Genomic DNA, 22,149 nt, shown 5'->3' on the forward strand with positions numbered 1-22,149 from the left:
CCCCATCAGAACCGGAGAAACACCGTGTCAGATATCTCCGACTATATCGTTTCGCACTTCAAGCGCTCCTCCCGCGAAATCGGCGAGGTGGAGCAGCGTATTCTCGAACTCTCGCACCAGAAAAAGCTGGTTTCGAGCGACATCAACGCGGAATTTTCCGCCGGCGCCAGCCTCGGCGACAGGCTGGCCGACAATATCGCCAAGGTCGGCGGCTCCTGGGGTTTCATCCTCAGCTTCTGCTTTTTCCTGGTGGTCTGGGCCATCGTCAACACCATCGTGCTGACAACGCGCGCCTTCGACCCCTATCCCTTCATCTTCCTCAACCTGCTGCTCTCCATGCTGGCCGCCATTCAGGCGCCAATCATCATGATGTCGCAGAACCGCCAGGCCGCCCGCGACCGTTTTGAGGCCGCCAAGGATTATGAGGTGAACCTGAAGGCCGAGCTCGAGGTTCTTTCGCTGCATGAAAAGATCGATGTGAAAGTGCTGGCCGAACTGGCGGCGCTCCGCCAGGACCTTGCCGCGCTCCACCGCCACGTTACCCGCAAGGAAGACTGACGCCGGAAAAATTCGTCCCCGCTTTCCCCGCTCCGCGGCGCGCTGTTAGAGTGAACGCAGTCCTGCCGGGTGGCTGCCAGACGTGGCGGAAACCAAGGGACGGTCCTGTGGTGGGAACGCTGGCAACGTTCGTGGAAAGGACCATTTCGCAACAGGCGGTGCACGGCCCTTTGCGAAATACGGCATGGTGAAAGACCCGGCTGCGCAACGCATCCGACCCACACCAACCCCAACCAAAGCGCGGCCGGGCAATCGCCCGACGCCCAAACCATCCCCGCCCGGTAGCGCCGTGCGGGATGAAGCTGTTGGGTTTTTGGGGCATTTTCAGGAGTGAACGGAGGAGCGTGAACACCACTTCATTCGCAAATATTGAGATGGGCGAAACCTGCCCGCGAGTCGATCTCCCCCCTTGAGGGGGAGATGCCCGGCAGGGCAGAGGGGGGGTAAGCCCCGCGCACCCCGCCCACTAAGAATCACACAACCTCCTGAAAACTCACCCCCCAGTTACGAATCCGTCAGATTCTTACGCTACAGATTGACGCAGGCGTTTGTTGCATTGCACTCTTGCGGGCAAGGCTGAAGGGGGAATCACTCCCCATCGTCAAAATGGCATCACGACCATTTCGCGGCGACGCCATGCCGGATGCGACATCCGGTCATTGCAATAATTCTGTTCCGGGGTTTTTCATGCACCAGTTCGATCTGATTGTTGTCGGCAGCGGTCCGGCGGGAAGACGGGCCGCCATTCAGGCCGCCAAGCTCGAAAAGAGGGTTCTGGTCATCGAGAAGGGCAGCCGCGTCGGCGGCGTTTCGGTGCACACCGGCACCATCCCTTCGAAGACCCTGCGCGAAACGGCGCTCAACCTCACCGGCTGGCGCGAGCGCGGTTTTTACGGGCGCGCCTATCGTGTCAAGCAGGAGATCGACGCCGAAGACCTGCGCCGCCGCCTGCTCATCACGCTGGATCACGAAGTGGAAGTGCTGGAGCACCAGTTCGCCCGCAACCGCGTCCAGCACATTCGCGGCACGGCAAGCTTCATCGACGCCAACACCATGAAGGTGGTGAAAAGCGATGGTGAGATCATGACCGTTACCGCGACATCCATCCTGCTGACCATTGGCACCCGCCCCTACCGGCCGCCGCATATTCCCTTCGATGGCGAAGCGGTGCTCGATTCGGACGAGATTCTCGAGATCAAGGAGCTGCCGCGCTCGATGATCGTCGTCGGCGCCGGCGTCATCGGCATTGAATATGCCACCATCTTCAGCGCGCTCGACACGCAGGTGACGGTGGTGGAGCCGCGCGAAACGATGCTGGAATTCATCGACAAGGAAATCGTCGAGGATTTCGCCTATCAGCTGCGCGACCGCAACATGAAGCTGATCTTCGGCCAGAAGGCGGAAAAGGTGGAGCGTGACGAAAGCGGCAAATGCCTCGTCTCGCTTGGCAATGGCCGCGTCCTCAAGGCCGAGACGGTGCTGTTTGCCGCCGGCCGCGTCGGCGCTACCGATACGCTCAACCTTTCGGCCTGCGGGCTGGAGGCCGACAGCCGCGGCCGCCTGAAGGTCGATCCCGAGACCTTCCAGACCTCGGTGCCGAACATCTATGCCGCCGGCGACATCATCGGTTTCCCGAGCCTTGCCTCCACCTCAATGGAACAGGGCCGCATCGCCGCCCGCCATGCCGTCGGTGCACCGGCCGGCGAACCGCCGCAATTTTTCCCATATGGCATCTATGCCGTGCCTGAGATCTCCACCTGCGGCCTGACGGAAGAAGAAGTCATCGAACGCGCCATTCCCTATGAATGCGGCATCGCCCATTTCCGCGAAACCTCCCGCGGCCACATCATGGGTCTCGACAGCGGGCTCTTGAAGATGATCTTCTCGCTGAAAACCCGCCGCCTGCTCGGCGTCCACATCGTCGGCGAAGGCGCAACGGAACTGGTGCATATCGGCCAGGCGGTGCTGAATCTCAAAGGCACGGTGGAGTATTTCGTGGAGAATACGTTCAATTACCCCACGCTCGCGGAAGCCTACAAGATTGCCGGGCTGGATGCGTGGAACCGCATGGGTGAGATCAAGAAGGATTGAGAGAGTATTCAGCGGAACGGCACAACGCCATACGGGCGCTTGTGGTAAGGTCGTAGCCTCCTCTCCTCGTCACCCCGGACTTGATCCGGGGTCCCGCCAGCCCAAGTCCTTGGGCTGAAAAGACTCGCCTCACGGCGCAGACGCGCCGTGGCTGGATGCCGGATCAGGTCCGGCATGACGGAAGAGAGACATTCACCTGCATCTTTCCTCTTGTCCAGAGATGATCCCGGCCCAAGCAGCCCGCCCCCTCACCAGCGAATACTATACCGCGCACTCACCCCCGGCCGGAAATGATCCGCAAAACCCTGATCAAGCGTTCCGCGCACCGTCAGATTATCGCCGATCTTCTGCTCCACCGCCACGCCGCTGCTGAACTCGTTGAAGCTGTTGCGGCTCGCCCCCGTCAGCACAAAGGCCGTGCCGGTTTCCGAGCGGGACAGGCGCAACGACTGCGACACATCAAGACCGTTCCATTGCTGCGCCGTGCCGTCGTAACGCACGGTGAAATTGCGGTTCGCCTCGATATCCAGTTCCGGCGTGACGATGCGCTTCTGCTGCGATGTCATGGAGAGGCTGCTCGACCCCGTTAATGCATTGACGATGACACCGACGTCGCGTGCAAGCGAGACACCGGGCAGCTGTTCGGCCAGCAGCGTGACATTACCCCACAGCCGAACCGGCGTATCCACCACCTGCCCTGTCCTCGAGGCATTCATGCCCATTTCCAGCCCCGCCCGGATCGGCGTATCGACCGGCAGCTTGGCACCGATACGCGCCGTGTAGGAACGATCGGAATTCTTGACCGGTTTCCAGATCAGCCCGGCCTCATCCGCATGAGCGGCCGTGGCAGCGGTGAAGAGCGACAATGCAAGGGCAGAACCCGTTCGGAGCGACATACTTGTCCCCTGGCAAATTAAGGGCGCGCCGGAAGAACCCGGTAGGCACGGTAAAAGCGGAGGCCAATGGTTTGGCAGCGATGAGGCCACATCAGAGCGGCGCACGATACCCGAGCGACCGCGTTCAGCGACCGGGGCAAATCATGCTGCGCAGGGTGCCAGATGAACGGGAGATGAACAAGAGCAGATGCAGCAAAAAATCATGCTGCACCGCATTGTGATCAAAACGAAGAATCCCCGTGCTGCTCATTTCCTGAGGTCGGGCCAACGCAGCGGGCCAGGATGTCATCAATCACCACGTCTAAAGGCCTCGATGAATCAATGGCCGTTGCATTGGCGGGAAGGTCTTCTTTCGTCGCATGGAGTTGCAAGACAAATTCGCGTTCGGCCGCCTTTCCGCCGAACTCGTCCTCAGGCCTCTCCATCAACCGTCTTCGCAATGTCGCGACGTCAACATCCAGAACGAAGACCTGATCGAAGCGATCTATAAAACGCCCAAAGTTCCTTGAGCCGCCGCAGAAGAACGTGATTGCGTGACCTCGATCAGTCACCAGCGCCCGCACTTTTTCGACGTCCCAAATATGACGCCGGTGACGGTAGATAATATCCCCTTCGCCTTGAAACAGCGAGAGATCGACCGGTTCGCCTGTTTCAGGATCACCTTTGTAGGCAAGTTCACGGTCGCCGTGGATGACATGATAGCCACGTCGCTGGAGTTCGGTTGCCACCGAGGTTTTACCGGTGCCGGAAACACCCTCGATCAAATAGTTTCTGACACCCATGACACGACCCTTCCACATTCCCCGGCGTCGTGGCGATGGTGCCTATATTTCCGGTTCGGCGGCCACGGTCTCTAACGATAATGATTCAGAATAACGCAACGATGTCAAAAGCCCGAAACCGGGTGGGCAATACTGCCAGGAAACCGGCGCCCAAACAAAAAGGCCGCAGCTTTCGCCACGGCCCTTTGTTCAATCAGCTTGCACTGAAGAAGATTATTCGGCGTCGCCTTCGGCGGCCTTCTTCTTGGCCGGAGCCTTCTTCTTCGGAGCGGCTTCTTCGCCTTCAGCGGCGTCGTCAGCCTTGGCAGCAGCCTTTTTCTTGGCCGGAGCCTTCTTCTTTGTTTCCGTTTCTTCTTCGCCGTCGTCAGCCAGCAGCTCTTCCTTGGAAACGGTCTTGTCCGTTACCGAGATTTCGGAGAGCAGCTTGTCGATGACCTTCTCTTCAAAGATCGGAGCGCGCAGCGAAGCGGAAGCGCCGGGGGTGTTGCGGAAGAAATCGAGGATTTCCTTCTGCTGGCCGGGGAACTGCTGCAGCTGCTGGAACAGCGCGCGCTGCATTTCTTCTTCGGTCACTTCAACGCCGGCCTTTTCGCCGATTTCGGAGAGAACGAGGCCGAGACGAACGCGACGCTCAGCAAGCTTGCGATATTCTTCGCGGGCTTCTTCTTCGGTCGTGTCTTCGTCAGCGAAGGTCTTGCCGGACTGGGCGAGATCGGTGTTGATCTGGCGCCAGATGTTATCGAACTCGGCGTCGACGAGGCCAGCCGGCGTGTCGAACTTGTACATCTCGTCCAGCTGGTCGAGGATCTGACGCTTGACCTTCTGGCGGGTGACGTTGCCGTACTGGCTTTCGATCTGGCCCTTGACGATTTCCTTCAGCTTTTCAGCCGATTCGAGACCGAGCTTGGTGGCCAGTTCGTCGTTGATTTCAACAGCAGCGGCAGCAGCAACTTCCTTGACGGTGATGTCGAAGTTGGCTTCCTTGCCCGCGAGGTTCGCAGCCGGGTAGTCGGCCGGGAAGGTCACGGTGATGGTCTTTTCGTCGCCGGCCTTGACGCCAACGAGCTGGTCTTCGAAGCCGGGGATGAAGCGGCCAGAACCGAGAACCAGTTCAGCGTCTTCAGCAGCGCCGCCGTCGAAGGCAACGCCGTCAACCTTGCCGAGATAGTTCATGGTGACGCGGTCGCCGTCAGCGGCCTTGCCCTTCTTGGCCTCGTAGGTGCGGGCGCTTTCGGCGATCTTGAGGATCTGCTCGTTGATTTCGTCTTCAGAGACTTCAACAACTTCGCGGGTAACCTTGATGCCGTCATTGGCCTTCAGTTCGATGGCCGGAATGATTTCGTAGGCAACGGTGAATTCGAAATCGGATTCGGCCGACAGGATCTTTTCAGCTTCCTGCTCGTCTTCGGTCATGGAGATGGCCGGCTGGGTAGCAGACTTCTCGCCGCGGCTGGAGAGGATTTCGGAAGGCTTTTCACGAACCAGCTCGTTGACGAGGTCGGCCATGATGGACTTGCCATACATCTTCTTCAGGTGGCCCATCGGCACCTTGCCTGGACGGAAACCGTTGATGCGAACCTTGTCCTTGGCGTCAACCAGGCGCTCGTCCAGACGGGCCTTCATGTCGGCAGCCGGGATAACGATCTTGAGTTCGCGCTTCAGCCCTTCAGCGAGCGTTTCAATAACCTGCATTTTCTCAAACCTTCACATCATGGCGGCGGTGCTCAGACAGCCGTTGGTTTACTTTCGAGCACTGCGCCGGAAACTTCGTTCCCCGGCCGTGGCTTCCCTTATTTCTTTACACAAGCGCCTGCCGCACACCTTTGCGCCTGCACCGGAGACCAAAGACCAAAGGGGAGAAAAGAACCCCGAAGCTCCCCGCATCTTATAAAGATGCACTCTGGCGCAAGCGTGGCACAGCCATGCCTTGCTTGTGGTGCGGGTAGAGAGACTCGAACTCCCACGCCGAAGCGTTGGTACCTAAAACCAATGCGTCTACCAATTCCGCCATACCCGCACGTTGGGCGGCGGTATGTCACAATGTTCTGAAAGGGTCAAGCACGCCGTTCCCCCGCCTTTCGTTTCCTCCGGACTTTTCTTGTTGCCCGCGCCGGCGGGGAGAGGCAGCCGCCCCCTAAGCTTATTTGCCGCCGCCGCCAGGGGATGAGGCGCAAGGACCGGACTGGGGCGATTCTGGGCTGGAAACGGGAAACCGCGGGGCATCCGCCCCCTCTCCTTGCCGGCCCGCCCCAAGCGGCACATCTACATGATAGCGGGCGGGGAAGCAGGCAATATTTATGCGGCTACATTGACATTATATATAGCCTCTCCCGCAACCGACATTGCCGGATTGCCGCCCCCCGCTTCATATCTGCAATTCAAGGCTTCTGCGCCGCGCCCACCCCGTATCCGGCCATGCCTCCCGGATTCGCAACGCCCAACCCCATTCGATCACCAAAAGCACACAAATTGGTCACAAATTATGCACAGATCGCCGCAATCGGGTCGATTTCTCCACTTGCCTTGCGTTTAATGCATAGGTGACATCTTGCTTTGTCTGTTTTTGTTTTGATTAAACCGATTATATTCATGGTCATACAGAGATCGAGTTCAGCCCCGGACCAAAGCCTCCCAAGACTGGCCGTAGAGACTGAACAGCACGAAGAGGAAGATGAAAATGAACATCACACGCTCGCTGACCAACTGGCGCAAGTATCGTCAGACCGTAACCGAACTCGGCCGCATGACCGACCGCGAACTGAATGACCTCGGCATCGGCCGTCAGGACATCCGCCGCGTCGCCCGCACCGCCGTCGGCATCTAATTACACGCCCCGCCGCTTATTGCGGCGGATGCGAGACGACCTACCCAAAAAGGCCTGAGGCTTCCGCCTCCGGCCTTTTTTCGTTTTAGGCGACTGCACAGCCACTCGCCGCATCGGCAGATGAAAAATGCATCGATGGGCCAACCATTTGCACAGACCTGGATCGCGCTGGAGCCTCTCCACCGCTGCTTTTCACACAGGAAAGCCTCTCCTGCGCCGCCAAAGGCTGCCAAATCAGTCAAACCGCCTGAAACGCAGGCATTTCCGCTCATATTTTGCCCAGCTGATATTCAAAGCCGCAAATTTAGCCGACATAGTGCACAAATGCATGGCAGTAGCCTAAATTCTGCACTGCACAACATGGCTCAATGTCTATATATAAACCTCAACAGCCGAGAGCACAGAGAAACACTGGGCCGGCAGACGAAATCAACAGAGATAGATTGAGGAAACGACCATGAACCCCATCCGCATCGCAAAGAACTGGATCTCCTACCGCCGCACGATCAACGAACTTGGCAGCCTGTCCAACCAGGCTCTGAGCGACATCGGCCTGACCCGTTACGACATCCGTAACGTAGCAGCCCGTTCGTTCCGCTAAGGCGTAAACGATCGTCCCGCTGCCCGACCTCCAGGGCGCGACGATCGAGCGACAGGTTAAAAAAGCGGCGCCTCTGGCGCCGTTTTTGATTCTGGCGGAATATGCTGGAAATTCTCGCCAGTCGGCGGTTGAAGGACATCAGCACACCACGCCATGTGGTGTCGCCCCCTCCTTGTCGGTTGCTCTTCCGCTACACTCCTCTCCCGTCATGCCGGACTTGATCCGGCATCCAGTCACGGCGCGTCTGCGCCGTGGGAAGAGTCCTTTCAGCCCAAAGACTTGGGCTGGCTGGATTCCGGCTCAAGGCCGGAATGACGGAGGAAGATGGCCCCCTACAAAAAAACGCTGCCAACCATCACAGCAAATTACACATCCAGACGAAGACGAGGTCACCAATCACATTGGGCGACCTGCTAGCATAAAGACCACATCCCCTCCGTCGTAATCCTCACCCCAAAAACATTTGGCTGCCCCGGCCATGCATGCTAGTGCATCCGCAAACAATGCAGCGTCCTTCGGGACCCGCGCGGAACAATCACTCGAAAGACAGCCGCCGGACGGGAGCCTTTGCCCCGCGGCCGCCTATGGACACCGAAATGCAAGACAAGACCACTTCTCCCATTCATGTCGTGGGCGGCGGACTGGCCGGTTCGGAAGCCGCATGGCAGATCGCGCAAAGCGGCGTCCCCGTCATCCTGCACGAAATGCGCGGCGTGCGCGGCACGGATGCGCATAAGGGCGATACGCTGGCGGAACTGGTCTGTTCCAACTCCTTCCGCTCCGACGATGCAACGGCGAACGCAGTCGGCGTCATCCATGCGGAAATGCGGCTCGCCGGCTCACTGATCATGGCCTGCGCCGACAGACACCAGGTGCCGGCCGGCGGTGCACTCGCCGTCGACCGAGACGGGTTTTCTGAAGCCGTGACGAAAGAGCTGGAAAGTCACCCCCTGGTGACGATCGTGCGCGAAGAGGTGAACGGCCTGCCGCCGAGGGAATGGGGCAACTCGATCATCGCCACCGGCCCGCTCACCTCGCCGGATCTCGCCGCCGCCATTCAGGCCGAGACGGGTGAGGATGCGCTCGCCTTTTTCGACGCCATCGCCCCCATCGTGCACCGCGACAGCATCAACATGGATATCTGCTGGTATCAGTCGCGTTACGACAAGGTCGGCCCCGGCGGCACGGGCAAGGATTACATCAACTGCCCCTTGGATGAGCAGCAATACAACGCTTTCATCGATGCACTGATCGCCGGCGACACGGTGGGTTTTAAGGAATGGGAAGGCACACCCTATTTCGACGGCTGCCTGCCGATCGAGATCATGGCCGAACGCGGCCGCGAGACACTGCGCCACGGCCCGATGAAGCCAATGGGCCTGACCAACGCCCATAACCCCACCGTCAAGGCCTATGCCGTCGTCCAGCTGCGGCAGGACAATGCGCTCGGCACGCTCTACAACATGGTCGGTTTCCAGACCAAGCTGAAATATGGCGTTCAGGCGGATGTGTTCCGCATGATACCGGGCCTCGAAAATGCGGAATTCGCCCGCCTCGGCGGCCTGCACCGCAATACCTATATCGATTCCCCCATCCTGCTCGACCGCTCGCTGAAGCTGAAATCCCGGCCGGACCTGCGTTTCGCCGGCCAGATTACCGGCTGCGAAGGTTACGTGGAAAGCGCCTCCGTCGGCCTTCTCGCCGGCCGCTTCGCCGCCGCCGAACAGAAGGGCGAGACCCCGAGCCTGCCGCCGGCCACCACCGCGCTCGGCTCGCTTCTCAACCACATCACCGGCGGCCACCTCTCCTCCGATGATGAGCCGGGCAAACGTTCCTTCCAGCCGATGAACATCAATTTCGGCCTCTTCCCGGAACTGACGCCGGGCTCGATCGTCAAGCCTGAAGGCGTGAAGCGTTTTCGCGGCAAGGACAAGACGATCATGAAACGTCAGCTGATTGCAGCGCGGGCGTTGAGGGATTGCGCGGAATGGCTCGACCTTTCAAAGGCTTCCGTCGCCACATCCTGAATTTGAGACCACCCGCGCTCCACGCAATGGCGGGGCGCGGTCATGGCTTACATGACATTCCATTTATTGAAATCGGATTTGCCGGACTGATAGGGGTAGTGCCGCGAAAAGAATGGATTGATCGCCGTTACATATTCGAAGTCTATGGTGGTATCGGCCAGAAAGGCAAATAGCGGTCGATAGCTGTAACGCCCTGAAACCACGATAATCGCTTCATTTGGCCCGAAATTGCCGTCCTTAATCGCCTTGTCCCATTTTACGCCTTCGGCTGAACCGAAGAAATTATACGGCTGAAATTGCAGCTCGGGAACATTGCCCACCAGCTTTGCGCTTCTCAAAGTGAGGTTAAGCTTTTCGGTCTGAAGAAGACCGTTTCCGGACATGAGCACGAACGTTTTGACGCCCGTTCTCACCCGGGTCTCGAACTCCGGAAACCGTGCCGACCAACGGGCCGTATTGTCCACGGCCGTCACAAAGCGATCGTAGCTCAGCCATCCGCGTCCGATTTCAAGAACAACGGCCAGAACAAGGATGAGTAGTGGCGCCAGAAGAGCCATCTCGACGGCAGCGGCGCCGGAGCGGCAAAGCCCCATGGAATACAGACGGGATATAGGGCGCATGATGCTCATTCGGTCACCCGCACAGCCGTTATCGCCAGCGACACATTTTGGAGCTGACGGACAGTCCCTGAGCTTGGAACGAGCAGGTGCGTCGTCGGCATGACGAAGTTCCACCTGTACCCCACCGCCAGAATATATTGTCCTGCCGCGGCGGTCGGCGACTGAAAGCTGTTCTCTATCGGAAATGCGACGGGGGCCGCGGCAATGTCGTCATCAAGTATTGGCGTGAGTGAAATCTTCAAATTATCCGCATTAGTCGCGGTGATGAACCCGGACGAAATCGCCTGCCGCAATGCCCTCTCCGTCACCTGCTGACGATGCATCGCAGCTCGGCGCAAATATTCAACGCCGGCACTCGAAGCGGTTGAGAGATAAAGATGGTAGAGCAGCAGCAGCCCGATTTCGAGGATTCCGAAAATCAAAATCAGAAAAACGGGCAACAGCAGGCCCACTTCAACGGCGGCGGCAGCCTGCCTGTCGGCAAGAATCCTCAGGTAAAGCCGCCTGAAAAGCCGGTGCCGTGAACCGTCATGCGATTGCTTGCCGCCATGAGCCGCAGGTGCGATTTCAGGAACGCTCATCGCCGTGCCGTCCGATATATCGCAACTCAAAGCCGGTAATGATGCCGCCGAAGCTATCACTTAACCCCGAAGCCGCAATGGTCAGCCTGTATATGGAATAAGTGTCGACCGTGATCTGCTCCCGGTATTGCCGCCATCTGATGACCTGATCGATGGCGTTTTTCATCCCCGGGCCTTGTTTCATCTGGAAGATGGTTTTCACCGCCCCGGATTGCGGCAGCAGCGGTTGCAGAGATATATCGATACCATTGGTCAGTTCGGCACTTTTCACGTTGTTAAAACTGCTCTTTCGGCCATTGTACCAAACCAAAATCTCGTATTTTCCCGGGTGAAGTTCGACGTCTTTGTAGATCGAGCTGTTTGCATCAGTGCGCTTCTTGCCCTGTATTGATGTCCCCCAGTCACTATCCAGTTCAATAACATAGCGAGTGGGCAGGGACGCAAGACTGCTATTGGCACCCTCCTCAAACAGCGGCCTGTCACTTGACTGCACTGCCTTTTCATTTCCTTTTAACTTGCAAGCCTTGTCATTTGCGGTTTCGTCTCCCTTTTCAGCCTCTTTTTCGAAACCTTCCGGATATCCCTCCCATGCATGGATCTTACGGCAGCAAGGGCTACTCCAGTCCTGCAATTCGATACCGGGTCCCGTTCCGCCGTGCCATTTCAACTCCGTGTAAGGATACACACCCCAGCACCCGCTGGGCGTCTGGGTCGTTATGCCGTTCTTCAGAATACGCTCCCGGCCGAGAGTATTGTTTTCAAAATTATATCGACGAGTACTTCACCGTCATATGGATAGGGCGGGATACCCTCGCAGGAATAGGCAAGGCGATATTTCATCTCATCGACATCGAACATATCCGCAAACAAGAGCCGATAGCTGAATTCGGCTTTGATATCAGTCCGCAGCCAGTTGATGGTGACATCACGTTCCAGCACCTTTTGTTTTGTCGACTGGATCATCGCATCGAAGGTTGTCAGCACATTTTCACGGCGTGTCGAATCCGCACCCACATCGGTACGCGTCGGTTTGGTCGAGCGCTCACAGGCAAGCGCCATAACGCGCTTGGACTGAAGAAAATAACTCAGGCCTCTACCGCCCTCAAAAAGCAGTCCCATCAGGATGATAAAAACCGGCAGAAGCAGCGCCGTCATGATCGCAAAGGCGGCCGTGCGGTCGCCTATGAAAAGCGAAAACAGCCCTTCACGAACAGCTTTTTTTCTTGTCCACTCAAACATCCTGAAAACACCGTCTCATGTCGCTCATCGCGGCGGGAAAGGCGCACTGTGAAAAGCGGTGCGCCCGGCTTTCTGCCACGCTAAAAAATATCCGGCCTGCCGCCGGGTGCTGAAAATTGCCTGTCGATTGGCGAACGCATTTTCGGGAGCAGTTCTCGCCGACCTCTTAAAATCCACGGGGTCATTAGCACGGAAACCGTAAACCAAAGGCCAAAAAAAACCGGAAAATATGCTGTAAATTCATATGCTTAATTCATTTATTAATAAATTAGAACGTATGAATTACGGCCATCATGCCGTGCATGACGGGGCCGATTTCGGCAATGCAGTTTTCTTCGGGGCGACAAACCGGGGTTTGCCCCTTGTCCCTCCAGCCAAGCTCGGGCAAAACAGCCCTGTTCAATCACAAGACAATGCCAGGAGATAAGATATGGACGTTCGCGCCGCAGTTGCCATTCAGGCCGGAAAACCGCTTGAGGTCATGACCGTTCAACTCGAAGGCCCCCGTGCCGGCGAAGTGCTGGTTGAGGTCAAGGCGACCGGCATCTGCCATACGGACGATTTCACCCTGTCGGGCGCGGATCCGGAAGGCCTGTTCCCGGCCATTCTCGGCCATGAAGGCGCGGGCATCGTGGTGGATGTCGGACCGGGCGTCACCTCGGTCAAGAAGGGCGACCATGTCATTCCGCTCTACACGCCGGAATGCCGCGAGTGCTATTCCTGCACCTCGCGCAAGACCAATCTCTGCACCTCAATCCGCGCCACCCAGGGCCAGGGCGTGATGCCTGACGGCACCTCGCGCTTCTCGATCGGCAAGGACAAGATCCATCACTATATGGGCTGCTCGACCTTCTCGAACTATACGGTCCTGCCGGAGATCGCGCTGGCCAAGATCAATCCCGATGCACCCTTCGACAAGGTCTGCTACATCGGCTGCGGCGTCACCACCGGCATCGGTGCGGTCATCAACACCGCCAAGGTCGAGATCGGCTCCACGGCGATCGTCTTCGGTCTCGGCGGCATTGGCCTCAACGTTCTGCAGGGCCTGCGTCTTGCCGGCGCGGACATGATCATCGGCGTCGACATCAACCCCGACCGCAAGGCCTGGGGCGAGAAGTTCGGCATGACCCATTTCGTCAACCCGAAGGAAGTCGGCGAGGACATCGTGCCCTATCTCGTCAACATGACGAAGCGTAATGGCGACCTGATCGGCGGCGCGGATTACACGTTCGATTGCACCGGCAATACCAAGGTCATGCGCCAGGCGCTGGAAGCCTCGCATCGCGGCTGGGGCAAGTCGGTCATCATCGGCGTTGCCGGCGCCGGCCAGGAAATCTCCACCCGTCCATTCCAGCTCGTCACCGGCCGCAACTGGATGGGCACCGCTTTTGGCGGCGCGCGCGGCCGCACGGATGTGCCGAAGATCGTTGACTGGTACATGGAAGGCAAGATCCAGATCGACCCGATGATCACCCACACCATGCCGCTCGAAGACATCAACAAGGGCTTCGACCTGATGCACAAGGGCGAAAGCATCCGCGGCGTCGTGGTTTATTGATTGGATAAGACAGAGGCGGGACGCACGTAACCGCGCGCGCCCGCCTTTCATACAAATGTGATCGCCTCCAACCGCCTGCAGCCATTGCGATTAACGGGACGGTAAATCTATCGTCGTAAGCCGATACTACGCGGTGGAGTTGAAAATCCCTCCCCGCCCAGAACGGCGCCAGACCAGCGGAGAGCGACCCCTGAAAATCGTACCGATCGACAACGGAAACCGCGTCGCCGCCGTCGCTCTTCTGGCGAAAGGCTTCCCGGAAAAAAGCGAGGCCTTCTGGTCGCGTGGGTTGTCGCTCATCAGAGAACATCACGAGCGGCGCGAACTGGGTCCGATCGGGCAATTGCTGATGAAGGGCGACGATGCCGCAGGCGTGCTGCTGACGATCAAAAGCCGCCTGCCCGACACCGGCACGATCATCGTCAACCTGTCCAGCTGGTATGTGGAGCCTTCCTGCCGCTGGTTCGCACCGCGCATGCTGCAGATGGCCTCATCCAATGAGGACGAAATCTTCACCGATCTCACCCCCTCTCCCGAAGCCTGCAGGCTGAATGAGAGGCTGGGCTTTGCGACGGTGACCGATTGCACGCTTTTTTATCCGCTGCCCTTTGCTGCACTTCGCTCGGCGAGTGCGCGGCTCCGCCCGCTTGCGGACATAAAACCGGGAATATTGTCCGCCGAAACGCGCGACATGCTGGAAGACCACGCCCGCCTCGGCTGCATCGTGGCCGTGATGGAGGCGGAGAACCGCCACCACCCGCTGGTCTTCCTGAAAACCACAACCAGAAGACTGCCCTCCGCGCGCCTCATCCATTGCGACGACCGGCAGGTTGCGCAAAGGCACATATCCGCAATTGCCCGCCACCTTCTTGGCCACGGCCGGGTTGCGCTGACCATGGCGGCGCTTGAGGGAGAGCGAAAGGCCGGCGGCCTGGCCGCACATAAATCTGCACCCATACAAGTAAAAGGCGTATGGAACCCACAATTTATTAACGAAACATACTCAGAGTTGGTGTTATTGCCACCGTAGGTATTTTAGTGATTCGTGCGCGACTTGACGGAATCTTGGCCTTTACAGACAAAGCGCCGTTCCGGGCAGTCTTCTGGGGAACACGAGGGAAATCGGAGAACGAGCATGCTTGCAGCGCAAAAGAGTGAAATCGACGTTGCTGATACCATCTATTCCTACCTCTCCAATCGTTTTCCCGCCTATGCCCCCTTTTCCGCCGACACGCTGCTTCTCGAAGGCGGTGTGATCGATTCGCTCGGGTTTCTTGAGTTGATGATCTTCCTCGGGGAGGGTTTCGGCATCATTCTCGATGACGAGCATTTCACCCCCGACAATCTCGGCACGCCGGCCGATCTCATCGCCTTCGTCCTCAGGGAACGGAGGAGATGACACCCCATTTCCTGCTGCACCATCTTCTTACCGCGCGCGCGGCGAGCGACGATCCGGCCGTCGTCCACAAGGACCGATCGCTGAACTATCGCGAATTCGCCGAGGCAGCAGCCCGTTGTGCAGCGGCATTGCAGGAAGCCGGAACACAACGCGGTGACCGCGTCGTCATCTATCTGCCGCGCGGCATCGAGGAATGCTGGTCGATCTTCGGCGTGAGCATGGCGGCCGGCGTCTTCGTGCCTGTCAACGCATTGCTGAAGGCGCAGCAGATCCGCCATATCATCAGGGATTGCGGCGCAAAGATCGTCATCAGCAACGCTGCGATGATGGATGAGCTGAATGCAGCATTGGCAGACCTTCCCGATGTCACGATCCTGCTGGCGGAGGAGATTGGGACCCGCACCGGCGCACCCGCCCGGCCTTCGGCGGCGATCGGCGAAGACCTGGCCGCAATTCTTTATACCTCCGGCTCCACCGGCTCGCCCAAGGGCGTGATGCTGTCGCACCGCAATCTTCTGGCCGGCGCGCGCATCGTGCGCACCTATCTGGACATCACCGGCAGGGACCGCATTCTTTCCCTCCTGCCTTTCAGCTTCGATTATGGCCTGAACCAGCTGCTGACGGCGGTGGAACAGGGCGCGGCCACTGTTATCTCCACCTTCCGGCTGGGCGATGAGATCGTCCGCGATCTGCGCGACCACGCCATCACGGGTCTGGCCGGCGTGCCGACCATCTGGGCGATCCTGACGAAAGCGGCCCCATCGCTCACAAAGACGCCTCTGCCGCATCTGCGTTACATCACCAATTCCGGCGGACGCGTGCCGCAGGAAACCGTAAAAGCGCTGCGCGAGAAGCTGCCGGATACGAAAATCTACCTGATGTATGGCCTCACCGAGGCCTTCCGCTCCACCTTCCTGCCGCCTGATGAAATCGACCGCCGCCCGACCTCCATCGGCAAGGCCATTCCCGAATGTGAAATCTTCATCGTCACCGCCGAGGGACAGAGAGCAAAACCGGGTGAACCCGGCATTCTCGTGCATCGCGGCCCGACCGTCTCGCTTGGTTACTGGAACCGGCCGGAGGACACCGCCAAGGTGCTGCGCCCTCACCCCTTCATTCCGGCGGCGCTGGGCGGCGAGACCGTCTGTTATTCCGGCGATCTGGCAGTGGAAGACGAGGACGGTTTCTTCAGTTTCGTTGCCCGCAACGATGCAATGATCAAATCCTCAGGCTATCGCATCAGCCCGACCGAGGTCGAGGAGAGCCTGATGTCGACAGGGCTTTTCCAGCAGGTCGCCGTTATCGGCCTGCCCGACCCGTTTGCGGGCGAAAAGGTGCATGCCGTGGCGACCGCCGCCAACCAGAATATCGATGTTTCGGCCGCGCTTAAAAAAGCCGCCGAAATGCTCGCCCCCTTCATGATCCCGCGCGCCATCGAACTGGTGGAACGACTGCCGACAACGGCCAATGGCAAGGTGGATTACCGCGCGCTGGTGCGCGAACGGACGGACAATGGCGCCAACGGATAAACCCCAGAGCCACGGCCCGGCCTTTGCAGCCGCGTTATTCGGCATAAGCGAAAACGATCTGATGATCGGTGGACTTCCCGTGCGCGATATTGTCGCCGGAACCGGAACACCATGCTTTCTCTATGACGCCAGCGCCATGCGCCGCGCCTATCGCAATCTCGAAACGGCGCTCAGTGGCTTTGCCGACATCTATTATTCGGTGAAGGCCAATCCCCTGCCCGCCATCATCTCGCTTTTCCGCCAGGAAGGCGCCGGTGCGGAAATTGCTTCCGTCGGCGAATACCGCGCCGCCATCAAGGCCGGTGTCGCACCGGAAAAAATCATCTTCGCCGGCCCCGGCAAAAGCAAAGCCGAATTGCGCGAAGTGATCGAGGGCGGCATCGGCGAAATCCACATCGAAAGCGCCGAGGAAATCGGCCGCATCGAGGCGATCGGCAAGCCGGTCAAAGCCTCGATCCGCATCAATCCGGTGCCGGATGCACAGGCCGGCGCGATGCGTATGGGCGGCAAGGCCACGGCCTTCGGTTTCGATGAGGAAGAGCTGGAAAATGTCCTGCCACTCTTCAAGGACGCCCGCCATATCGATCTCATCGGCGTCCATATTTACGGCGGCACGCAGATACTCGATGCCGACATGCTCGTCTCCCAATGGCGACACGGCATTTCCCTTGCCGCGCGCATGGCCGAGATGCTCGGCAAGCCGCTCGAGACCATCGATCTTGGCGGCGGTCTCGGCATCCCCTATTTCGCCGGGGAAACACCGCTCGATCTTGAGAAAGTCAGCGCCGCCATTCCCGACCTCAAGGCGCTTCTGAAGGCGCATCCGCTAGTCGCAGACGCCCATATCATTGTCGAACCCGGCCGTTTCCTCGCCGGCCCGGCTGGCATCTATGTGGCGGAGGTGAATTCGGTAAAGAACTCACGCGGCACCACCTTCGTGGTGATGGATGGCGGCATGCACCACCACCTCGCCGCCTCCGGCAATCTCGGCCAGATCGTCAAGCGCAACTACCCCATCGTCGCACCGGCCATGATGCAGGCAGACTATGAGGAAACGGCAACCATCGTCGGCCCGCTCTGCACACCGCTCGACACCCTGGCCCGCAATGCGGCCCTGCCGAAGCTGAAGGCTGGTGATCTCCTGGCAATCCTGCAATCGGGCGCCTATGGCGCCACCGCTAGCCCTTCGGGTTTTCTCAGCCATCCGGCGGCGAAGGAAGTGCTGATCGAGGATGGTGACATCGCCATTGTCACGTCGGCTCGAGATAGGGCTGGAGACAATATTGCTACCCTCACATCCGAAAATCCCCATCAAACACTAAGAATTTATGACATTCGCGAGGGCGTAATTGCAGCCGATCTTTACGATCTCCTTCATCTCCTCGCACCGGCCTCTCAAACGGCAACTTGGGTCGTTTCCACGGTCAAGTCTCTGCAATCCGCCGATGAATGGTTTGAGGTGGTGGGTGAATCGCGAGATGACCTCGAGATGTTGGCCCAGAAAGATGCGCGTATTTCAGGCGCCGTTCTGGCCGACCTCGCGAAGAAGGCGAAACAAGTGATATGGGGGCAGTTTACTGCATTGTCGCCAGCCTTGGATCAGGAATGGGTGACCATTCGGGCAATCGACAGTAGCTTCTATGAGGTAACGACGCCTGACGCGAATGTGCAGGATAAGATTAAATCGTTCTTTCGGGATGTCCGCCCTACAGATTCGCAATACCGGTAAACTGAGACGCAACGCACGGGATAATCACCCCCGTAACAGTCTGTCCCCAACCGCAAATTTGGATTTCAGCAGACACTCATCATATTCCGCCTCGGCATCGGAATCGAACACAATACCGCCGCCAACATTGAAGACCGCGCGACCGTCATCGAACAGCGTCATCGTGCGGATCGCCACGGAGAACCTCATCTCCCCACCAGGCGATATGGCGCCGATCGCGCCGCAATAGGCGTCGCGCGGCGTCTGTTCCAGTTCGCGCAGGATCTTCATCGCCCACATTTTCGGCGCGCCGGTCACCGAACCGCAGGGAAAAAGCGCCGCGAAAATATCCTCCACCGTCACATCAGGCAAAAGCTTCGCGCGCACATGGCTGACCATCTGGTGCACGGTGGGATAGGTCTCGATATCGAACAGTCGCGGCACATGGAGGCTGCCGACCTCGGTGATGCGGGAAATATCGTTGCGCAGGAGATCGACGATCATGCGGTTTTCGGCAAGCGTCTTTTCATCCTCAAGCATCGCCGCGATGATCGTCCGGTCCTCTTGCGCATTCGCACCGCGCGGCGTCGTTCCCTTCATCGGATGGGTTTCAATGAAACCTTCCCCGTCCACCGAGAAAAACAGTTCCGGTGAGCGCGACAGGATCACCGGTCCACTGAGATCGACCAGCGCGCCATATTTGACCGGCTGGCGCTCAACCAATGACCAGAAAGCCGTGAGCGGATCGCCGCTCCAGCGAGCATGAACGGGCATCGTCAGATTGCCCTGATAACAGTCGCCGCGACGCAGATGCCCGTGCAACCGCTCGAAGCGCTGGCAATAATCTTCAAGGCTCCATGCGGGCGCGGGATCGGACAGGAACGCATCGGCATCCGGCAGACTTTCGGGCCGCGCAAATCGCCCCTCATCCGGCTGTGGGCCGGAAAAGACGCCGAAGCGAAGGAACGGCACGTTGCGAGGCTCGGCAGCAAAGTCCACAAGTTTCGGCTCGAACAGGAAACCCGCCTCGTAGGACATATAGCCGGCAAGGTATTTCCCGGCGCGGCGCAGCTGCTCCATGCGCGTCAGGGCGGCAAAAAACGCTTCCGGCTCGTCCGCGACGATGATCTCTTCCGGCTCGGTGAAGGCAGTCACCGTGCCGGTCGTATCATCCCGGAAAAGAACGTAAGGCGCATGTGCCAATGAAAGCGTCCGAAACAGGAGAAAGGGTCGGGAAACGTCAGACCGGGTCTATATCGCCCCGCGCCCACATCTCGATGGTTTCCGCATAAAAATCGGCGAAACGGCCTTCCTCGATCGACTTGCGGATACCCTGCATCAGCTCCTGATAATAGGCAAGATTGTGCCAGGAGAGCAGCATGCCGCCCAGCGCCTCGTTGGAGCGCGTAAGATGATGCAGATAGGCGCGGGAGTAATCACGCGAGGCCGGGCAGTTTGACTGCTCATCGAGCGGCCGCATATCCTCCGCATGGCGGGCATTGCGGATATTGACCCTGCCGCGACGGGTGAAGGCAAGCCCGTGACGACCGGAACGGGTCGGCATCACGCAGTCGAACATGTCGATGCCGCGCGCGACGGATTTCAGAATATCGTCAGGCGTACCGACGCCCATCAGATAACGCGGCTTTTCAGTGGGCAGCACCGGCAGCGTGATGTCGAGCATGCCCAGCATCACATCCTGCGGCTCGCCGACGGCAAGGCCGCCGACCGCGTAACCCTTGAGATCAAGCTCCTTCAGCCCTTCGGCGGAACGAATGCGCAGATCCGGCTGGTCGCCGCCCTGCACGATGCCGAACATGGCCTTGCCAGGCTGTTCGCCAAAGGCAACGCGGCAGCGTTCCGCCCAGCGCAGCGACATTTCCATGGCGCGCTCGATTTCCTTGCGCTCGGCTGGCAGCGCGATGCATTCGTCGAGCTGCATCTGGATATCCGAATCGAGCATGCCCTGGATTTCGATCGAGCGTTCCGGCGACATATGATGCAGCGAACCATCCACATGGCTCTTGAAGGTCACGCCCTTCTCGTCCAGCTTGCGCAGGCCCGAAAGCGACATGACCTGAAAACCACCGCTGTCGGTGAGGATCGGGTGCGGCCAGCGGATCAGCTCATGCAGGCCGCCAAGCCTTGCCACGCGCTCCGGGCCGGGCCGCAGCATCAGGTGATAGGTATTGCCGAGAATGATATCGGCGCCGAGCTCGCGCACCTGATCGAGATACATGGCCTTGACGGTGCCGACAGTGCCAACAGGCATGAAGGCGGGCGTGCGGATGACGCCGCGCGGCATGGCAACCTCGCCAAGGCGTGCGCCGCCACTCGTGGCTTTCAGGGTGAAGGTGAATTTCTCGTGCATCAGTTTTTCCGGAACAACAGGCTGGAATCGCCATAGGAATAGAAGCGGTATCCGGTTTCGATGGCGTGCTTATAAGCGTCACGCATCGTTTCGAGACCGCAGAAAGCCGAAACGAGCATGAACAGCGTCGATTTCGGCAGGTGGAAATTGGTCATCAGAATATCGACCGCGCGGAAGCGATATCCGGGCGTGATGAAGATGCCTGTGGGGCCTGACCATGGGTGAATGACGCCGTCTTCGGAGGCAGCGCTTTCGATCAACCGCAGCGAGGTGGTGCCGACGCAGACGATGCGCCCGCCGCGCGCCTTCACGGCATTCAGCCTGGCTGCGGTTTCCTGCGACACATGGCCGATCTCGAAATGCATCTTGTGATCGTCGGTATCGTCGGACTTAACCGGAAGGAAGGTGCCTGCCCCAACGTGAAGTGTCACGAAATGTCGCTCGACGCCCACCCCATCAAGAGCTTCGAACAGGTCGGGCGTGAAATGCAGGCCGGCGGTGGGGGCGGCGACGGCTCCTTTTTCGCGGGCGTAGATGGTCTGGTAATCGGTCTGGTCCTGCGCATCTTCCGGCCGTTTGGCGGCGATATAGGGCGGCAAGGGAATATGGCCGACGGAGGCGATCGCCTCATCCAGAACAGGGCCGGAAACGTCGAAAAGCAGCGTGATTTCGCCCTCTTCGCCCTTTTCCTCGACGGTGGCCTCGAGATGGGCAAGGCCGCAGGCATTGTCGCGCTCATAACCGAAACGGATGCGGTCACCTTCTTTGATGCGCTTGCCGGGGCGCGCGAAAGCCTTCCAGCGCGACTGGTCGGCGCGCATGTGCAGCGTGGCCGAAACAGCCGTCTCCGGCGCGCCTTCGCGCAGGCGAACGCCCTCAAGCTGGGCGGGAATGACGCGGGTATCGTTGAAGACAAGCGCATCGCCGGGCTTCAGGAAAGACGGCAGGTCAAAGACGCGGTGGTCTTCCATGCGGTTTTCATTCGGATCGACCACCAGCAGGCGCGCGCTGTCGCGCGGGTTCGCCGGGCGAAGGGCGATATTCTCCTCGGGCAAATCGAAATCGAACAGGTCTACACGCATTGCAAGGGTCTTCCAGACATCAAAACTTTACACGGCACGGTGAATTTCGGTCCGCCGCATCCCGCCCACTCCCCTCATTCCTGTGCTTGTCACAGGAATCCAGTCGACACGCGTCTGCCTGGCGAGGGTGGCTTTCCAGCCCAAAGACTTGGGCTGGCTGGATTCCTGTGACAAGCACGGGAATGAGGGAAAAAGGAAACGGCGCAAAGAACAGCAATCGTCAAATCTGCCGCACCGTCCTCCACATCAAGCACCGTCAATAAACATCAAAACCCGCCCCGCA

Annotated in this window: 19 protein-coding genes, 1 tRNA gene and 1 pseudogene; 10 read left to right on the forward strand and 11 right to left on the reverse strand. The window is 59.0% G+C overall.

Annotated elements, in window-relative coordinates; translation table 11 throughout:
• Window positions 1-24 precede the first annotated feature (24 nt).
• Window positions 25-558, forward strand: coding sequence for a DUF1003 domain-containing protein (locus tag MRBLRC7O_RS06620; RefSeq protein WP_003502984.1), 534 nt, complete (start codon window positions 25-27; stop codon window positions 556-558).
• A 687-nt stretch (window positions 559-1,245) separates the two neighbouring features.
• Complete coding sequence (gene sthA / locus MRBLRC7O_RS06625) at window positions 1,246-2,649, forward strand: Si-specific NAD(P)(+) transhydrogenase (protein WP_080866588.1); 1,404 nt, start codon at window positions 1,246-1,248, stop codon at window positions 2,647-2,649.
• A 248-nt stretch (window positions 2,650-2,897) separates the two neighbouring features.
• Here the strand turns inward: sthA and MRBLRC7O_RS06630 are convergent, their stop codons facing one another.
• From MRBLRC7O_RS06630 to MRBLRC7O_RS06645, 4 genes are all read right to left on the reverse strand, one after another.
• Window positions 2,898-3,545: a hypothetical protein gene (locus tag MRBLRC7O_RS06630; protein WP_003502986.1), complete on the reverse strand. Its 648-nt coding sequence runs from the start codon at window positions 3,543-3,545 to the stop codon at window positions 2,898-2,900.
• A gap of 221 nt (window positions 3,546-3,766) precedes the next feature.
• The gene (locus MRBLRC7O_RS06635) at window positions 3,767-4,327 is read right to left on the reverse strand and encodes an AAA family ATPase (protein WP_080866172.1); all 561 of its coding nucleotides are present in this window, start codon (window positions 4,325-4,327) and stop codon (window positions 3,767-3,769) included.
• A gap of 213 nt (window positions 4,328-4,540) precedes the next feature.
• Window positions 4,541-6,019, reverse strand: a complete 1,479-nt coding sequence (gene tig, locus MRBLRC7O_RS06640) for a trigger factor (protein WP_003502989.1) — start codon at window positions 6,017-6,019, stop codon at window positions 4,541-4,543.
• A 242-nt stretch (window positions 6,020-6,261) separates the two neighbouring features.
• A tRNA-Leu gene (locus MRBLRC7O_RS06645) sits at window positions 6,262-6,344 on the reverse strand.
• Window positions 6,345-7,004: 660 nt separating this feature from the next.
• Here MRBLRC7O_RS06645 and MRBLRC7O_RS06650 point away from each other — a divergent pair.
• The 3 genes from MRBLRC7O_RS06650 (at window position 7,005) to trmFO (ending at window position 9,779) form a co-directional block, all read left to right on the forward strand.
• Window positions 7,005-7,151 carry a DUF1127 domain-containing protein gene (locus MRBLRC7O_RS06650; RefSeq protein WP_003502992.1) on the forward strand — a complete coding sequence of 49 codons (147 nt, stop codon included), beginning with the start codon at window positions 7,005-7,007 and terminating at the stop codon, window positions 7,149-7,151.
• A 457-nt stretch (window positions 7,152-7,608) separates the two neighbouring features.
• Window positions 7,609-7,752, forward strand: coding sequence for a DUF1127 domain-containing protein (locus tag MRBLRC7O_RS06655; RefSeq protein ID WP_003495735.1), 144 nt, complete (start codon window positions 7,609-7,611; stop codon window positions 7,750-7,752).
• Between the two features lie 584 nt (window positions 7,753-8,336).
• Complete coding sequence (gene trmFO, locus MRBLRC7O_RS06660) at window positions 8,337-9,779, forward strand: methylenetetrahydrofolate--tRNA-(uracil(54)-C(5))-methyltransferase (FADH(2)-oxidizing) TrmFO (RefSeq protein ID WP_162690806.1); 1,443 nt, start codon at window positions 8,337-8,339, stop codon at window positions 9,777-9,779.
• A gap of 47 nt (window positions 9,780-9,826) precedes the next feature.
• On the opposite strand, the gene MRBLRC7O_RS06665 is transcribed toward trmFO, so the two are convergent.
• From MRBLRC7O_RS06665 to MRBLRC7O_RS06680, 4 genes are read right to left on the reverse strand one after another with little or no spacing between them, the layout of a single operon-like run.
• Window positions 9,827-10,408: a TadE/TadG family type IV pilus assembly protein gene (locus MRBLRC7O_RS06665; RefSeq protein ID WP_060726292.1), complete on the reverse strand. Its 582-nt coding sequence runs from the start codon at window positions 10,406-10,408 to the stop codon at window positions 9,827-9,829.
• Window positions 10,405-10,980: a TadE/TadG family type IV pilus assembly protein gene (locus MRBLRC7O_RS06670; RefSeq protein WP_080866173.1), complete on the reverse strand. Its 576-nt coding sequence runs from the start codon at window positions 10,978-10,980 to the stop codon at window positions 10,405-10,407. Before MRBLRC7O_RS06670 ends, MRBLRC7O_RS06665 begins: the two co-directional genes overlap by 4 nt.
• Complete coding sequence (locus tag MRBLRC7O_RS06675; RefSeq protein WP_367727400.1) at window positions 10,967-11,665, reverse strand: hypothetical protein; 699 nt, start codon at window positions 11,663-11,665, stop codon at window positions 10,967-10,969. The genes MRBLRC7O_RS06670 and MRBLRC7O_RS06675 overlap by 14 nt, the downstream gene beginning before the upstream one ends.
• 41 nt (window positions 11,666-11,706) lie before the next feature.
• A complete protein-coding gene (locus MRBLRC7O_RS06680; RefSeq protein ID WP_367727401.1) occupies window positions 11,707-12,135 on the reverse strand; it encodes a hypothetical protein in 429 nt (142 codons plus the stop codon).
• Between the two features lie 514 nt (window positions 12,136-12,649).
• On the opposite strand from MRBLRC7O_RS06680, the gene MRBLRC7O_RS06685 reads away from it, so the two are divergent.
• The 5 genes and pseudogenes from MRBLRC7O_RS06685 to MRBLRC7O_RS06705 form a co-directional block, all read left to right on the forward strand.
• Window positions 12,650-13,777 carry an S-(hydroxymethyl)glutathione dehydrogenase/class III alcohol dehydrogenase gene (locus MRBLRC7O_RS06685; RefSeq protein ID WP_003503003.1) on the forward strand — a complete coding sequence of 376 codons (1,128 nt, stop codon included), beginning with the start codon at window positions 12,650-12,652 and terminating at the stop codon, window positions 13,775-13,777.
• A 289-nt stretch (window positions 13,778-14,066) separates the two neighbouring features.
• Window positions 14,067-14,807: a DUF922 domain-containing Zn-dependent protease gene (locus tag MRBLRC7O_RS06690; protein WP_162690808.1), complete on the forward strand. Its 741-nt coding sequence runs from the start codon at window positions 14,067-14,069 to the stop codon at window positions 14,805-14,807.
• Window positions 14,808-14,912: 105 nt separating this feature from the next.
• Entirely contained in the window at window positions 14,913-15,176 is a 264-nt protein-coding gene (locus MRBLRC7O_RS06695) for an acyl carrier protein (protein WP_003503006.1), read from the forward strand.
• A complete protein-coding gene (locus tag MRBLRC7O_RS06700) occupies window positions 15,173-16,705 on the forward strand; it encodes an AMP-binding protein (RefSeq protein ID WP_003503015.1) in 1,533 nt (510 codons plus the stop codon). The genes MRBLRC7O_RS06695 and MRBLRC7O_RS06700 overlap by 4 nt, the downstream gene beginning before the upstream one ends.
• Window positions 16,689-17,957 (forward strand): annotated as a pseudogene (locus MRBLRC7O_RS06705) (type III PLP-dependent enzyme); the annotation flags it as partial. The gene MRBLRC7O_RS06700 and the pseudogene MRBLRC7O_RS06705, both read left to right, overlap by 17 nt.
• Window positions 17,958-18,458: 501 nt before the next feature.
• On the opposite strand, the gene MRBLRC7O_RS06710 reads toward MRBLRC7O_RS06705, so the two are convergent.
• Genes MRBLRC7O_RS06710 through queA form a run of 3 tightly spaced genes read right to left on the reverse strand, consistent with a single transcriptional unit; the run spans window position 18,459 to window position 21,866 of the window.
• Window positions 18,459-19,616, reverse strand: coding sequence for an aminodeoxychorismate synthase component I (locus tag MRBLRC7O_RS06710; RefSeq protein ID WP_080866175.1), 1,158 nt, complete (start codon window positions 19,614-19,616; stop codon window positions 18,459-18,461).
• 37 nt (window positions 19,617-19,653) lie between these two features.
• Complete coding sequence (gene tgt, locus MRBLRC7O_RS06715; protein WP_006314436.1) at window positions 19,654-20,784, reverse strand: tRNA guanosine(34) transglycosylase Tgt; 1,131 nt, start codon at window positions 20,782-20,784, stop codon at window positions 19,654-19,656.
• Complete coding sequence (gene queA, locus MRBLRC7O_RS06720; protein WP_003503023.1) at window positions 20,784-21,866, reverse strand: tRNA preQ1(34) S-adenosylmethionine ribosyltransferase-isomerase QueA; 1,083 nt, start codon at window positions 21,864-21,866, stop codon at window positions 20,784-20,786. Before queA ends, tgt begins: the two co-directional genes overlap by 1 nt.
• Window positions 21,867-22,149 lie beyond the last annotated feature (283 nt).

Source organism: Agrobacterium radiobacter (assembly GCF_040801995.1).
Taxonomy (GTDB): domain Bacteria; phylum Pseudomonadota; class Alphaproteobacteria; order Rhizobiales; family Rhizobiaceae; genus Agrobacterium; species Agrobacterium radiobacter.

What these genes read in the sequence shown, in the direction of transcription:
- sthA (WP_080866588.1), top strand. Translation starts at nt 1,246, where the DNA reads ATGCACCAGTTCGATCTGATTGTTGTCGGCAGCGGTCCGGCGGGAAGA.
- MRBLRC7O_RS06630 (WP_003502986.1), bottom strand. Translation starts at nt 3,545, where the DNA reads ATGTCGCTCCGAACGGGTTCTGCCCTTGCATTGTCGCTCTTCACCGCT.
- MRBLRC7O_RS06635 (WP_080866172.1), bottom strand. Translation starts at nt 4,327, where the DNA reads ATGGGTGTCAGAAACTATTTGATCGAGGGTGTTTCCGGCACCGGTAAA.
- tig (WP_003502989.1), bottom strand. Translation starts at nt 6,019, where the DNA reads ATGCAGGTTATTGAAACGCTCGCTGAAGGGCTGAAGCGCGAACTCAAG.
- MRBLRC7O_RS06650 (WP_003502992.1), top strand. Translation starts at nt 7,005, where the DNA reads ATGAACATCACACGCTCGCTGACCAACTGGCGCAAGTATCGTCAGACC.
- MRBLRC7O_RS06655 (WP_003495735.1), top strand. Translation starts at nt 7,609, where the DNA reads ATGAACCCCATCCGCATCGCAAAGAACTGGATCTCCTACCGCCGCACG.
- trmFO (WP_162690806.1), top strand. Translation starts at nt 8,337, where the DNA reads ATGGACACCGAAATGCAAGACAAGACCACTTCTCCCATTCATGTCGTG.
- MRBLRC7O_RS06665 (WP_060726292.1), bottom strand. Translation starts at nt 10,408, where the DNA reads ATGAGCATCATGCGCCCTATATCCCGTCTGTATTCCATGGGGCTTTGC.
- MRBLRC7O_RS06670 (WP_080866173.1), bottom strand. Translation starts at nt 10,980, where the DNA reads ATGAGCGTTCCTGAAATCGCACCTGCGGCTCATGGCGGCAAGCAATCG.
- MRBLRC7O_RS06680 (WP_367727401.1), bottom strand. Translation starts at nt 12,135, where the DNA reads ATGACGGCGCTGCTTCTGCCGGTTTTTATCATCCTGATGGGACTGCTT.
- MRBLRC7O_RS06685 (WP_003503003.1), top strand. Translation starts at nt 12,650, where the DNA reads ATGGACGTTCGCGCCGCAGTTGCCATTCAGGCCGGAAAACCGCTTGAG.
- MRBLRC7O_RS06695 (WP_003503006.1), top strand. Translation starts at nt 14,913, where the DNA reads ATGCTTGCAGCGCAAAAGAGTGAAATCGACGTTGCTGATACCATCTAT.
- MRBLRC7O_RS06700 (WP_003503015.1), top strand. Translation starts at nt 15,173, where the DNA reads ATGACACCCCATTTCCTGCTGCACCATCTTCTTACCGCGCGCGCGGCG.
- tgt (WP_006314436.1), bottom strand. Translation starts at nt 20,784, where the DNA reads ATGCACGAGAAATTCACCTTCACCCTGAAAGCCACGAGTGGCGGCGCA.
- queA (WP_003503023.1), bottom strand. Translation starts at nt 21,866, where the DNA reads ATGCGTGTAGACCTGTTCGATTTCGATTTGCCCGAGGAGAATATCGCC.